Source organism: Undibacterium sp. Ji42W (assembly GCF_049340405.1).
Taxonomy (GTDB): domain Bacteria; phylum Pseudomonadota; class Gammaproteobacteria; order Burkholderiales; family Burkholderiaceae_D; genus Undibacterium.
Genome location: NZ_JBMPOV010000011.1, coordinates 80,642 through 93,454 on the forward strand (window position 1 = coordinate 80,642; position 12,813 = coordinate 93,454).

Below are 12,813 nucleotides of genomic sequence, written 5' to 3' on the forward strand. Positions count from 1 at the left end.
GCTCCTGATTGAATTTGAGCGAAGTGTAGTTGCAGTTAAGTGAAAGTTAAACCACAAGAAATGGGGGAAGTAGTGAACATACGTCAAGCATATATAGCGATGATTAAAGCCTACGAAGGTGGCTGGGATGCAATGGCTGGTGCATTGGGCATGAGACATGATGCGCTGGAAAATCGCATCTATGAGCGTAAAGGACAGGACCTGCACGTTCATACCGCCTTGCAAATGCAAAAATTTTCTCGCACGACCTTCTTTGCTGAAGCAGTGGCTTCGGCCAGTGGTGGAACGTTTGTTTTGCTGCCTTCCCTGGACCATATTGACAACGAATCAATCGCTGACAAATTCCACGAACTCTATGCCGAACTGGGTGAATTGTCGGTCGAGTTTCAGACTGCAACGAAAGACGGTGAAGTCGACAAAAAAGAGCGTCAGCGCATTAACTGCGTCGTTGACCGGATGCACAAAACAATGGACGAGCTGCGGGCGCTAACTTTTAAATTCTACTGCCGCGAAACAGCTGCGAAAGCAGGAGATCGTAAACATGGCTAAACTCTCCGGCCCTCGACCTGGCTCAGCCGCCCATAAGGCAATTTGCCGCATCGTCGATCTGGGCGGCAGCGCCAAGATGTCCGCATTACTCGGTGTCCTGCCTGTCGAATACCACAGCGTCGGCATGTTCCGGCGCTACGTCATCAACGTGCTGGCAGACCACGCCTTGATATTCACTGAGATGTGTGACGTCGACGTGCTGCGGGCCACGCCAAACGGTAAGGAATTTGCCGGGAAGTATGTTAGGACGCAGTTACCAACAGCAGGCAAATATGTCGGTGAGATAGTCCCTGGCCGTGTCGCAAGTGTACCTCGGCCTTTGAACGTGGCCAAACATCGCGCCGGGGCTCCATCAAGGGCAGGCTCGGAAGACTGGCGCGATATACCGTCGCTCATGGGCGGTCAGCGTATTGCCCATAAGGGATCAAGCAATTGAATCTCAAAGACTTCGAGCGCGTAGCGCTCGCACTTAATAATTCTATCGAAGCAACGCTTGGCGATTGGTTCCCCCAGGGGGTAATCGAAGGGGCAGAGTTTTGTATAGGTTCTGTCTCCGGCGAAGCCGGGCAATCATTACGCATTCGCTTGAGAGGCGACAAAATCGGCATCTGGTCTGACTTCTCGGAAGGGGAAGTCGGCAAAGACCTTATTTCACTTTACGCTTACCGCGAGGGCTTATCCCAGGGTAAAGCCTGCGCCGCGCTAGCTGGACATTTGGGTATCGAACTAACCCCCAGTGACCCGAATTTCAAGCCTAACAAGGCTAATTCTCAGATTGAAAAAAGGCCGCAGAAACCAGCGCCTGCGCCAGCTGCACAGGGGGTAGAAGACCGTAAGCAACGCACCGAATGGACGCCTGTTTTACCCGTTCCTGGGGATGCAGGCCCTTATCCATTGGCGCATAGCCATCGTGGGCGACCAGATACATTGTGGGAATACAGGGACCAGCAATCCAAACTGCTTGGTGTTGTTTATCGCTTTACTAATTCCGAAGGTGGCAAGGAAGTCTTGCCGTGCGTATACGCCCGGCATCCAGTTACAGGGGCATGTGACTGGCGCTGGATTCAGTTTAGGGAGCCGCGCCCCTTATATATCCGATGCGCCTTTAGGCCGGTATTGCCAGTGCTGGTGGTTGAAGGTGAAAAGTGCGTCGATGCGGCATTTGACCTGGTTGGCGATGTATTTGATGTGGTGTCTTGGCCGGGTGGCGGTAAGGCCGTATCGAAGGCGGACTGGGCGCAATTAAGTGGTCGTTGCGTCGTGCTGTGGCCGGATTGCGATTCAAAGGTCTATAACGATAAGCATGCCAAAGCAGGGCAGATAAAACCAGAAGAAGAGCAGCCTGGTGTTTCTGCAATGGTGAAACTCGCGGAAATATTGCGAGGGCATTGTTGCGATGTCGAAATGGTCGATGTGCCACCACCTGGTGTTCTACCAGATGGCTGGGACGTGGCCGATTTAATCGCCGATGGCGGTCAGCGGGATGACATTCTCGACTGGGCCAGTAAGCATCGTGTAGCTGCTACAGCGACTGCAATTACTTCAGAAGCAGGTGATACAGACGTACCTGAATGGCTCGACCAGATGCCTGCGATAGAGGATGTGGCAGGCCAAAACGGGGAATCTACCTCACGTTCGGCTGGCGCTGGCAAATTGTCGAGGGCAAATATTCGGGCGTCGATGATTGCAACCGCGCAGGGTGGCGTGAAGGGCTGCCGTGAGAACGTTTATATCGCTCTCAAGGGTGATCCGTTGTTGCTCGACCTAGTTGCGTTAGATCAGTTTTCATTGCTTCAGGTGAAGCGTAAAACACCGCCCTGGCACTCTGAGCCGGGTGAGTGGAATGAAGGCGACGACTTCCACCTGGGGATGTTCCTGGCGAACTATTACGGCCTGGTATTGGCATCGGTAGGCGATATCGAAAAGGCAGTCGCACAGATAGCGCGTGAAAATGCCTTTAATCCAGTGACAGACTTCTTTGATCATTGCGCAGAGGTCTGGGATGGCAAGGCCCGTATCGAGAAAGCCTTTGTTGATTATTGGGGGGCTGAAGAATCGGAATACATGCGCCTGGTGTCGCTGATGTTCTTTGTGGGTCTCGCTAAGCGTGCGTACTTCCCTGGCGTGAAGCATGACTATGCGCCGGTGTTTGAGGGTAAGCAGGGTGAGGGTAAATCGACGGCACTGGCGATACTTGGTGGCGAGTGGTTCGCTGATACGCCTTTTGAAATGGGTAACAAGGATGGTTTTCTGGCAATTCAGGGCATCTTGATTTATGAGATAGCCGAGCTGGAGCAGTTCAACAGGTCTGAGGTGACAGCCATCAAGGCATTTATGTCGTCACAAAAAGATCGTTACCGCGAGCCGTATGGTCGCAGGATGAAAAATCAAGCTAGGCGCACTGTCTTTGCCGCGACAACGAACCAAGACGAGTATTTCAAGGACACAACGGGTAATCGCCGGTTCTGGCCTGTTGATGCCTTGCGCCTTGATCTGATTGGCTTGCGTCGTGACCGTGAACAGCTAATCGGTGAGGCCGTGCACCTGATGCGCAAGGGAGTTAAGTGGTACCCAACTCCAGAGCAGCAATTCAGCCTGATTAATCCACGCCAAGAAAGCAGGGAAATATCTGATGTTTGGGTCGGGCGTATTTGGGAATACCTGGAAGGCCGCAATGCCGATGGTGAAGAGACTGCGCTTCCAAAATTGAACCAGGTGACGGTACGTCAGATTCTGGTCAAGGCACTGCATTTTGACTTAAACAAGCTTGGCAATGCCCGGTCTGAATCAACGCGGGTAGGTGCAATCATGACCAAGTTTGCCTGGATCAAGAAGAAGGGTACGACAGGGGCGAGAGAGCAATACTACGTTCGTCCTGGCAGCGACAAGGCAGCAGCAGATCAGCAACAGGGGAACGATGATGATCTGCCTTTATAAACGGGCCATAGAGGCGTATTTGCACCAGGGATCGCGCATGGCTCAACCATGTGCGGAAAAGGTCAGACAGCGCTTGCTGGCCGGGATGACAGCAACTTTATTGCAGAGATCGTGCGCCATTGCGTTGCGTGCGGAAAAGCGTAAATCGTTGACATCCACGTCTAACCTTGCAACCTCGTCCAACCTTGTTGTTTATAGGTTGGACGGCGGAAAGCCCCGTGTTTATTGGGCTTGTCCAACCTTACCACCTTCTCGCACACCCACACATGCGCACGCACGTATACGTACGCACGCGTGGAGCTTCCCCAAAGAAAAATATTTCCTACAACTCAAAAACAGGTTAGACGAGGTTAGGAGGTTAGACAAAGCCAATGAAATCAATGGTTTTAGCCGTACAACCTACTTGTCCAACCTTTTTATTTTTTTAAAGGTTGGACGATGAGCAAAAAACTAAGAAGTGAAATGCCACAGACAGCCGGATGGGTGGATCAATTACGAACAGGGCAAGGGACTGAATTTGTGAACACGCAATTACGTAAGGCAATCGCCGGGGGAGTCGGGCATTTTTGGGCTTCAGAGAACGGTCATGAGGTTGGTACGCGAGATACGAGGGCTACATCGGCCTACTTTTTAAATGAGCGAGGCAGGACTGAACGATGCGACCCGGATTGGATGGTAGATGCACTGGAACTGGCGAGGGTAAGGGGCATCGTGATAGAGAGAAAAGATTTTACTGATCCCGATGAATCGCGGGAAATAGCAAAACAATTACGGGTAATCATGGCAGAGGCTAAACATGCATAACAAAGATAGGGCAGGGCAATTAATAAGCGAGATTGAGGACGATGGTTTTACTGAGTTGGTAAGCGAGCGTGAACCAGTACCAGCAAAGAAACATCAAGATACAGACTTTGAAAAACGATTGTGGAACTGGGGCCAGGTGGTGGGTGACCGTTCCCGATCTGGTGGCAACTGCTCCAGTGCATGGGCAGCTCAGTATGTGGCAAACCGCGATAGCCGCTTAAAACTGCTTGCGATCAAGATGGGTGTATTTGTTCCTAAAACCACTTTTGAGCAGATGGAATGCAATCTGGCATCAGACGATGCCCGGCTCGACGGATGGCTAATTGAAGCCGCCTGGACCATGCTAGCGACATACGACGATAAGCAAGCCTTGCGTTGCAAATACGTTTTAGGGTGGCGCGACGAGCAGATCAGGAAGAAACTCGGCCTGCGTGGGCTTGCAAATGTGCGCTTTGTGCTGTCCAGGGGAAAGGTCGGCTTAAAACAAGTTATTGCAAATCGCAAAACTCCCGTTATAATCCAGCCTACAACTTGCATGCCGGTAAACCGAGCCTATATCACGAACCCTCACGGGGGGTGATGCACGTCCAGAATAAATGAAGCCCTGATGATTAAAGTCATCGGGGCTTTTTCATTTGAGGTTTGACTATGTCTATATCGGTAAGCGTGCGCGGTAGCATGGATAAGATCATCGCGGATATAGAGCGCACCAAGCGTGATGTGGTAGAGAAGGCCACAGTGCGGGCCTTAAATAAGATCATTGCCCAGGTAAAGACAGGTGCGTCACGCAATATCAGGGATGCAGGCTACAACCTCAAAGCATCAGACATCAAGAAGGGTTTAAGCATCACCAGGGCCACGGCCAGCAACCTAAGCGCGAAGGTCATTGCATCAGGCAGGCCGATACCATTGATCAAGTATGGTGCGCGGCCCACGTCCAAGGGCGTATCAGTTGAAGTGCTGCATGGTCGTAAGGTCTTGGCTAATGCATTCATAGTCACCATGCCCAGCGGTCACAAGGGTGTATATGTGCGCGTGGGGGATAGGCACAAGAAGGTGCGCAAGAATGACCGGGTGATATGGAGCGGCCTGCCTATCAAAGAACTGTTCGGCCCTAGCATACCTAATGGCCTGGCTAACAAGACAGTGCAAGAGGCATTGCAGAAGCTGGTGCAAGAGAAGTTCCCCGACATCATGCGGCAGCAGATCAAGTATCTCTCCAGTAAATAACCTCTCTGTATACAAGCATGCCCGGCCCTAAACTTTTTCCGGGTCCTTTTTTTCATCGATTCACTGCGGGTGCGAAGACCCCGGATTTTCTCTAGTTAGCTGGATTGCTAGGGGGCTATAAATGACCAACCTCACACAACAACAGATCGCCGAACACCTGGACTTATCCCAGGCAGAGGTCAGCAAGTTTTTAAAGCAGGCCGAAATCGATTGGCGCGAATGCAATCTGGATTACATCCGTGTGCAGTACATCAGGAAGCTGCGCGGTAATGCTGCAGGCCATCGCACCGAGGATGGTGACGACCTGGTGCGTGAGCGCGTCTTGACCGAGCGCATTGACCGGGAGCTGAAGCAATTCACCCTGGCAGAAAAGAAAGGGCAACTCGTCAACGTGGCCCAACTCGAACCCGAACTCATGCAGATGATCGGGGCCTTCAAATCTGAACTACTCAGCCGCGACGATAAGCTCAAGGCTGCACTGGATGCATTGCATGGAATCGATGTGGACATCCAGTTTCTGAACGACTATACCTATGCGGCCTTCAATCACCTTGCTCGATACGACCCTGGCAGTGCGCCAGATGTTGTCGCGCCTGGCGAAGGCGATGACACCACCGGAACAGATCACCACTAACTCCTGGTCCCGTAAGCATCGCAGGCTGTCGGCCAAAGCGTCTGCGTTACCAGGGCTTTATAACCCAGACCTCACGCCCTGGATTGCTGGTATGCATGAGGCAATCGACGATCCGACTGTCCGCAAAATGGTAGCGATGAAGTCGGCGCAGGTGGCCTGGACGGATGGGGTGCTGCTGAACTATATCGGCAGGAAGATCGATGTCGATCCATCCCCGATGATCATCATGTTTGCCAAGCAGCAAGCAGCCAAAGAGTTCAACGACGAGAAGTTAATCCCGATGGCCGAGGTCACGCCTCGCGTTGCTGCCAAGATGCAGATACACAAACGCAAGGACCGCGACAATCGCTGGGACTTTAAATCATTTCCTGGTGGCTTTCTCAAGCTGGTGGGATCGAACAGCCCCAGCTCGGTCAAGTCCACGCCATCGCCGGTGGTAGCAGTTGAGGAACCTGACGACTGTAACGACAACGTCAGGGACCAGGGCGATACGATTACCCTGCTGGAAGAGCGCGTGAAAACCTTCTCCAGGAGCAAGGTAATCTTTGGCGGTACGCCCACGGTCAAGGGCATATCCCGTATCGATGCCGCATACCAGGCAAGCGATAAGCGGGTGTTTATGGTTCCTTGCCATGAGTGTGGTGAGTCGCATGTGCTCATGTGGGAAAACGTCCGCTACTCAGAGGACCCAGACTTTAGCCATGAAGTATTTGGTCACGTCCGGCCAGAGTCTGCAAAGTATGTCTGCCCGCATTGCGGTGTCCTGTGGCACGATGCCGAAAAAAACCGCAACGTCAAGAAGGCCGTCTGGATTGCCACGGCTCCCTTCTATGGCGTGGCAGGCTTTTATATCAATGAGCTGTATTCACCTTTCCCAGGCAGTACGCTGCAAAAGCTGTTAGAGAAATTCCTGACAGCACAGCACCTGCTGAACCAGGGCGACGATACAAAGATGCGAGCGTTTCGCAACAGCTCCGAGGGCCTGCCCTATGAGTATAAAAGCGACCTGCCAACATCAGAACACCTCTCCCAAAGGGCAGAAGACTATGAAGAGAAGACCATCCCCTGGGGCGGTTTCGTTCTCACTGCAGGCGTTGACGTACAGCATAATCGGCTGGCTATCATCATCAGGGCATGGGGTAGGGGGATGGAAAACTGGCTGGTGTATTGGGGTGAGATTCACGGCCAGACCCTTATCGAGAATGCTGGGGCATGGCTTGATCTGGACGAGCTGCTTGACTCAGAATTTCGCCATGCAAACGGCAACCTGATGAGCATTCGTGCCGTGTCGGTGGACTCGTCAGACGGTAAGACTACAGACGCAGTCTATGCCTATGTACGTAAACGGCAAGGCCGCCATGGTCGCACCTATATGGCGATCAAGGGCGCTTCAGAGCAGGGCAAGGATTCAAAGGAAATTTTTTCCAAGCCCAAGGAATCGGTCGATAGCAACAAGAGGCACAAGCCCCATCCCTCTGGTGTCCGTCCGTACATCGTCGGCACGCAACGGGCCAAGGACTTGATGATCGACGGGCGCTTGAAACTTACCGGCATTGGCCCAGGGCGCATGCATTGGTACAAGACAGTGCGGCCTGACTACTGGGAGCAGCTGACCAGTGAGATCAAAGCACCACACAAGAGCGTCAAGAATCACAAGGTATGGCAGCTAAAATCCGGCGTTCGCAATGAGGCGCTGGACGGTGAGGTCTATGCCCTGCATGCGGCCATGTCGCTCAAGCTTCACTTGCTCAAACCATCGCACTGGGACGCCCTGGACAAGCAGCTAAGGCAGAAAGAAATCTTTGCTGTTGACCAGCCAGAAAAAGTGCAGACGTCTGCACTACAGGAAACGGCAGAAGATGAAGAGGCCAAAACTCCGGCAGCGACACCGAAGCAGATAGAGCTGCCAGCACCACCACCCGAAACCGAGAAGAAACCCATGCCTAAAGCGCGACCGCGCAGGCGCATGAGTGGCTACTCAGCAACCAATTTCTAACCATGAACATACCGAAAAAAATTACAGCCGGTGACCAGGTCACATGGTTTGATCACCCCTGGCTTGATGCCAAGCACAGCATCCGGTGCGGTAGTGCCGACTGGTTGTTGAGCTACGAGCTGCGCGGCCAGACGCAATTAACAGCGGTGACAGTTGCAGATGGCGATGGGTGGAAGACCACCATAGACCACACGGCATCTGTCACCCTGCTGGCCGGGACCTATGTCTGGGGTGCGTATCTGAACAAAGCAGACGGTGGTGGTCGCTTGAACATTGCCTGCGGAACCGTCACTGTCTTGCCCAACCTGGTGACACTGGCAACCCCTATCGATGGACGCAGCCTGGCACGCAAAGCCCTCGACGATTGCGAAGCAGCCCTGGCCACCTTCACCAAGTCTGGTGGCAAGATCAAAAGCTATACCATCGCCACCCGGACAACTGAGTTTCATAGTTTGCAAGAGCTGATGGACCTGCATGCTTTCTGGCAACGTAAGGTCAGCAACGAACAAGCGAGGGAGTCGATCCGCAACGGTCGCGGCAATCCCCGCACCCTTCTTGTGAGGTTCAGATGAACAAACAATGGTACAACGTCGAGCGAGTGAAGCAGGAAGGTTCTGTCGTCTTGCGGGCCTGGAATGCTGAAAGGCAGGCGCAAAAGAACCTGTTAAACAAAGCTAACGTCGCTAAGCGCATGTATGCAGGTGCTGCAATGAACCGGCTGTCAGGTGAGTACAGCGCCTTAAACACCTCCGCAGACAGTGAGATTATCACCAGCCTGCGGGTACTTCGCGCCCGGTCCCGTGAGCTGATGCGTGACAATGAATATGCCAAGGCAGCGATCCGCATTATAAAAAATAATGTCATCGGCAGCGGCATCGGTATGCAGGCCCAGGTGAAGACAGCCAGCGGCACGCTGATGACAAAGGTCAATGACCAGATCGAAGAGGTCTTTGCAGAGTGGTGCGATAAAGACACCTGCGACCCTGCTGGCAAGCTTTGCTTTTCAGATATGGAGCGCTTGCTCATTGGGTCCATTGCCGAGAACGGTGAGGCTCTTGTCCGCAAGGTGCGGCTACCATTTGGCAATGGGCGTATCCCTTACGCACTGGAACTGATCGAGGCTGACAGGCTGGTCGATCAATGGAGCGTGGCCAGGGCGAACAACGGCAACATCATACGCATGGGGGTGGAGCAGAATGCCTGGGGGCGACCTGTAGCTTTTTGGATGTATCCAACTCACCCAGGAGACTATCAATTTACTTCATTTGTCGAGAGCGCTTTAATACGCGTTCCTGCGGAAGACATCATTCACTTGTTCATCCCGGAACGCATAGGGCAGACAAGAGGCGTGCCGTGGTTCCATGCAACCCTGAAGCGCTTGCGCAACATGCAAGGGTATGAAGAGGCCGAGATTATTGCAGCCCGCGCCTCGGCGTCTATAGTCGGCATTATCGAAACGCCAGACCCGTTGATCCCAGATAACGATGAGCTGCTGGAAGGGGAAGGGGCAGTCGAGCCAGAGTTGAACATGACACCAGGCACGTTCCAGCAGTTGCGGCCTGGTGAGAAGTTCAACGGCTTTAACCCTAGCCGACCAAACGGCGCAATGGACCCGTTCATGCGTTACATGCTCCGGGCGTTTGCCACAGGCGTCGGCGTGTCGTATGAAAGCGTAAGCCGGGATTATTCGCGGGGCAACTACAGCAACTCACGTCTGGCGCTGCTCGATGACCGCGACCTATGGCGAGTCCTGCAGGGCTGGTTTATCCGCAACTTCCGGCAAGAAGTACATCGTGACCTTGTCGATGCTGCAGTGTTAGCTGGTGAACTGAATTTCCCGGACTACTACAGCAAGCCGAAGAAGTACCGGCCCGTTCGCTTCAAGCCTCGTGGCTGGTCCTGGATTGATCCAGCCAAAGAAGTGACGGCGTACAAAACGGCTGTACGTGCGGGCTTTATGACTGTCAGCGATGTGATTGCCCTGACCTCGGAGCATTCAGACGCAGAAGACGTTTTCAAAGAACGTCGCCGAGAGCTGGACATGATGAAAGAAAATGACCTGGTGTTTGATACTGACCCGGCGCAAGTGGATATGAAGGGTACATCGCAGCCAGAGCCAGCCCAGGAAGAAACAGACGCGGGCGGAGAGGAGGGCGACCAGGGCGCGGCTGCAGACCCGCCTGACAATCCCGACTAGCCAATGTCAACACATGCAACCCACACGATAAACCGTGTGGGTTTTTTTATTGGGAAATCACTATGAGCAATAAAAGAAAGCTCGATACAGGCACGGTGCAGCTAAAGCCACTCCAGCGCTTTGCCCGCATGACTGCCTCGGTCGAGGGTGCGGAAGTCCGCACCGGGGTAGTAGATGAACAGACCCGGACCATCACGTTTAGCTTTTCCAGCGAAGCAGAGATAGAAACCTGGTACGGCACTGAAGTGCTAAGCCACCAGGCTGGCGCAGCAAGGCTGAAGCGTATCAACTCTGGCGGACCACTTCTGTTTAACCACGACATGAACGACCTGCTAGGCGTAGTGGAAAAAGCCTGGATAGGTGCAGATAAGCGTGGTTATTGCACTGTGCGATTCGGCTCAGACGAGCGCGGCGACTGGGCAATGAAGCAAGTGCAGGATCGCATCCTGCAAAACGTCTCATTCATGTACCGCATTCATGTGTACGAGGTGAATGACGACACCGACGTCTATACCGCCACGGATTGGGACGTCTATGAAATAACGTTGTGCACCATCCCTGCCGACACCTCTATCGGTGTCAGCAGGTCGGTGGCCAGCGACGAACAGGACGTGCAAGTACGCCGTCCGCAAGCCAGCAACACAACCCCGGCAGTCGCCGATAACGAAGAAGGAAACGATCCTATGTTCAGAAACAAACACATCCTGCGTAATGCCGCGACCGATACAGCAACCGGTGGTGGTTCCGCAGCACCAGCAGCAGTTGTGCCTACAGTCGATCCGGCGCAAGTCGAGCAGGCCCGTGTGGCCGAAATTGAAGCCATGTGCAAGACGCACAAAATCGCTGATGAAACCCGCAATCTGCTGGTGACCCTCAAGCAGCCGATTGAGTCCGCACGCGGCATCGTGTTGAATGAAGTGCTGGCGCGTGGCAAGGGTGTCGCCTCCCTGGGCAACACAAACAATCCAGATTTGAGCGAACCTGAGAAAGCTCGCTACAGCATGTTGCGCGCCATTAATGCATCGATAGGGCAACGCGAGGGGAAGGCCGATGCATGGAAGTCTGCTGGCCTGGAGCGTGAAGTGTCACTCGACATTGCCAAGCGCACTGGAAAAGAAACGGCAGGCATCTTTGTGCCGACCAATTTGACGTTTGCTTCACGCGCTGCCGACTATAGCTTCGGTACTGGCGCTGGCCTGTCTGCCACATCGGGTGGTGCAAACCTGGTGGCAACAAACCTGCTGACTGGCAGCTTCATCGAGCTGCTGCGCAACAAGGCCCGCTTGCTGGGGCTGGGTGCACAGATACTGTCCGGCCTGACAGGTAACATTGATATCCCACGTCAAAAGGCAGCAGGCCAGGTGTACTGGATCGGTGAAGGTGGAACCCTCGGCCAGGCTGGTGCGCAGTTCGACAAGATCAGTCTGTCGCCAAAACACATCGGCGCAATTTCTGTCATTACCCGTAACATGCTGCAGCAATCAACACCAGACGTCGAAATGCTGGCGCGTGCAGACCTGCTGGCCACCATTGCCTTGGGTATCGACAGTGCTGGTCTGTGTGGAACAGGTACTGCAGGCCAGCCCTTGGGCATTGCAAACCAGGCCGGTATCGGCGCGGTGCTGGGTGGTGTGAACGGTGGCGCTATCACTATCGACAATTTGATCGATATGGAAACCATCGTCGCATCTAACAATGCGGACGTGGACAGCATGGCATATCTGACCAATGCCAAAATCGTCGGCACGCTGAAGAAACTCAAATCCACCACTGGCCAGTATCTGTGGACAAATTCACCAATGGGCCAGCGAAGCCTGACACCAGGTGAAATCAACGGTTACAGCGTAGCCCGCAGCAACCAGGCCCGCAGCAACCTGACCAAAGGAACCGGCACAAACCTTTCCGAAGTTTATTTTGGTGACTGGTCTCAGGTGATCATGGGTGAATGGGGCGTGATAGAAATCTTGCCGAATCCATTTGCACCAGGCATCTACGAGCAAGGCGGTGTGGAATTGCGCGTATTGCAAACCGTCGATATCGGCGTGCGCCACGCACAATCCTTTGCGATCATGTCCGACGCCATCACGCAATAACAAAGGCAGGACGCAAACCACAAGACCCTGTAGCCAGGGTCTTTTTCATTTTTACTATAGGGGTTTCCCATGAAAAAATTTGTAATACGTGACGGCTTCTCTTTTGTTCTGCCAAACAATGAAGTTCTGACTGGTGGCGACACAATTGATCTGCCCGACGATATCGCTGCACTGCATGCCCACAAGCTGGAAGAAGTCGTTAAAAAAGCCAAAGCACCCAAGAAAGCACCAGATGGTGGTGGCAGTGACGGTGCAACTGGTAACACTGGTGGCGCTCAAGAAGGTGGCGATGATACAGGCGCATCTGGTGATACTGGCGCGGCAAACAACGATGCATCGCCTGGTACTGACGCAGAACAGCCAGCGACCTGAC

Annotated in this window: 12 protein-coding genes; all 12 read left to right on the forward strand. The window is 53.5% G+C overall.

Going from position 1 to position 12,813, the window contains the following annotated elements; genetic code table 11:
- The first annotated feature begins 39 nt into the window (after window positions 1-39).
- Window positions 40-549, forward strand: a complete 510-nt coding sequence (locus tag ACO0LG_RS22570; RefSeq protein ID WP_423029796.1) for a YmfL family putative regulatory protein — start codon at window positions 40-42, stop codon at window positions 547-549.
- A complete protein-coding gene (locus ACO0LG_RS22575; RefSeq protein WP_423029797.1) occupies window positions 542-985 on the forward strand; it encodes a hypothetical protein in 444 nt (147 codons plus the stop codon). Before ACO0LG_RS22570 ends, ACO0LG_RS22575 begins: the two co-directional genes overlap by 8 nt.
- Entirely contained in the window at window positions 982-3,486 is a 2,505-nt protein-coding gene (locus tag ACO0LG_RS22580) for a VapE domain-containing protein (RefSeq protein WP_423029798.1), read from the forward strand. Before ACO0LG_RS22575 ends, ACO0LG_RS22580 begins: the two co-directional genes overlap by 4 nt.
- A gap of 438 nt (window positions 3,487-3,924) precedes the next feature.
- Window positions 3,925-4,290, forward strand: a complete 366-nt coding sequence (locus tag ACO0LG_RS22585; RefSeq protein ID WP_423029799.1) for a hypothetical protein — start codon at window positions 3,925-3,927, stop codon at window positions 4,288-4,290.
- Window positions 4,283-4,870 (forward strand): hypothetical protein, encoded by a 588-nt coding sequence (locus tag ACO0LG_RS22590; RefSeq protein ID WP_423029800.1) that lies wholly within the window; start codon window positions 4,283-4,285, stop codon window positions 4,868-4,870. The genes ACO0LG_RS22585 and ACO0LG_RS22590 overlap by 8 nt, the downstream gene beginning before the upstream one ends.
- 68 nt (window positions 4,871-4,938) lie before the next feature.
- Entirely contained in the window at window positions 4,939-5,520 is a 582-nt protein-coding gene (locus ACO0LG_RS22595) for a phage tail protein (RefSeq protein WP_423029801.1), read from the forward strand.
- 121 nt (window positions 5,521-5,641) lie between these two features.
- Window positions 5,642-6,154 (forward strand): MarR family transcriptional regulator, encoded by a 513-nt coding sequence (locus ACO0LG_RS22600; protein WP_423029802.1) that lies wholly within the window; start codon window positions 5,642-5,644, stop codon window positions 6,152-6,154.
- Window positions 6,072-8,150: a phage terminase large subunit family protein gene (locus ACO0LG_RS22605; protein ID WP_423029803.1), complete on the forward strand. Its 2,079-nt coding sequence runs from the start codon at window positions 6,072-6,074 to the stop codon at window positions 8,148-8,150. Before ACO0LG_RS22600 ends, ACO0LG_RS22605 begins: the two co-directional genes overlap by 83 nt.
- Window positions 8,151-8,152: 2 nt before the next feature.
- Complete coding sequence (locus ACO0LG_RS22610; protein WP_423029804.1) at window positions 8,153-8,722, forward strand: hypothetical protein; 570 nt, start codon at window positions 8,153-8,155, stop codon at window positions 8,720-8,722.
- Window positions 8,719-10,347 carry a phage portal protein gene (locus ACO0LG_RS22615; RefSeq protein WP_423029805.1) on the forward strand — a complete coding sequence of 543 codons (1,629 nt, stop codon included), beginning with the start codon at window positions 8,719-8,721 and terminating at the stop codon, window positions 10,345-10,347. The genes ACO0LG_RS22610 and ACO0LG_RS22615 overlap by 4 nt, the downstream gene beginning before the upstream one ends.
- 62 nt (window positions 10,348-10,409) lie before the next feature.
- Window positions 10,410-12,440: a phage major capsid protein gene (locus ACO0LG_RS22620; protein ID WP_423029806.1), complete on the forward strand. Its 2,031-nt coding sequence runs from the start codon at window positions 10,410-10,412 to the stop codon at window positions 12,438-12,440.
- 69 nt (window positions 12,441-12,509) lie between these two features.
- A complete protein-coding gene (locus ACO0LG_RS22625) occupies window positions 12,510-12,812 on the forward strand; it encodes a hypothetical protein (RefSeq protein ID WP_423029807.1) in 303 nt (100 codons plus the stop codon).
- Window position 12,813: the final 1 nt, after the last annotated feature.